At 63.6% G+C, this 1311-nt stretch carries 2 protein-coding genes; both read left to right on the top strand.

Annotated features, from left to right (window positions below; translation table 11 throughout):
* The first annotated feature begins 229 nt into the window (after nt 1–229).
* Complete coding sequence (locus EOA29_RS36760; protein WP_125003297.1) at nt 230–511, top strand: acyl carrier protein; 282 nt, start codon at nt 230–232, stop codon at nt 509–511.
* 115 nt (nt 512–626) lie between these two features.
* The coding region (locus tag EOA29_RS36755; RefSeq protein WP_127222412.1) for a beta-ketoacyl-ACP synthase at nt 627–1311 on the top strand (685 nt) is incomplete at its 3' end.

Below are 1311 nucleotides of genomic sequence, written 5' to 3'. Positions count from 1 at the left end.
CGGGACGGGCGGGCTGCTGAACGACCTGGTCAAGCTCCGCGAATAGCGGAAGTGTCGCAGCGTAAAATGGGAAGGGCCGCCGGTTCGACCGGTGGCCCTTCTTGTGTTTCCCCAACCCCCTACCCATCTGCCTCCGGCGCATCAGGCCTTTTCCTGCCGGGAAAAACCGATTAGACAGCGCCCAAACAAGATGCGGACAGATTCCGCCCGCAACCCGAAGGAAGAGCCCTTGTCCACGACGTTCGAGAAAGTCGCCAAGATCATTGCCGACACCAGCGAGATCGATATCGACACCATCACCCCCGAAAGCCACACCATCGACGATCTCGGCATCGACAGCCTCGATTTCCTCGACATCGTCTTTGCCATCGACAAGGAATTCGGCATCAAGGTGCCGCTGGAGAAGTGGACGCAGGAGGTCAATGACGGCAAGGCCTCGACCGACGATTACTTCGTCATGAAGAACCTGTGCGCCAAGATCGACGCGCTGGTCGCGGCCAAGGTCGCCTGATGCCGGTTGAGCGCGCGACCTTGACGCGCTCGGCGCGTGACCACGAAAATCGGCATCGATTTTCGGAAGGGATCATGCGCAAGACCAAGAAGCAGCCTCACCCGCAAAGCCGTCCATGAGCAGCCCCCACGACGTCGTCATCACCGGCATCGGCCTTGTCTCTTCGCTGGGAGAGGGTCCGGATGCGCATTGGCAGAAGCTGACCCGGCCGGGCCTCGAGCCGGTGCTCGATGCGACGCGCTTCGCTCCCTACACCATCCACCCCCTGCCCGAGATCGACTGGAACCTGCAGATCGCCAAGCGCGGCGACCAGCGCCAGATGGAAACCTGGCAGAGGCTCGGCACCTATGTTGCCGGCCTGGCGCTGGACGACGCCGGCATCAAGGGCAATGACGAGCTCTGCGCGACCATGGACATGGTGGTGGCGGCCGGCGGCGGAGAGCGCGACGAGGCCGTCGACACTGCAATCCTGGCGGCCTCCGAAACCCGCAACGATCGCGACGTGCTGCTCAACGAGAAGCTGACCACGGAATTGCGGCCGACGCTGTTCCTGGCCCAGCTTTCGAACCTGCTCGCCGGCAACATTTCGATCGTCCACAAGGTCACCGGCTCGTCCCGCACCTTCATGGGCGAGGAAGGCGCAGGCGTCTCCGCCGTCGAGACGGCCGCCGCGCGCATCCGCTCCGGCCAGTCGACCCATGTCCTGGTCGGCGGCGCGTTCCAGACAGAACATTCCGACATGCTGCTCGGCTATGAGCTTGCCGGTTACCTGCATCGCGGCCCCTGGAAGCCGGTCTGGC

Origin of the sequence: Mesorhizobium sp. M1E.F.Ca.ET.063.01.1.1 (assembly GCF_003998155.1) — a bacterium.
Classification (GTDB): domain Bacteria; phylum Pseudomonadota; class Alphaproteobacteria; order Rhizobiales; family Rhizobiaceae; genus Mesorhizobium.
Note: the sequence above shows the minus strand (reverse complement) of the source record. Positions and strands in the feature narration are given on the sequence as shown.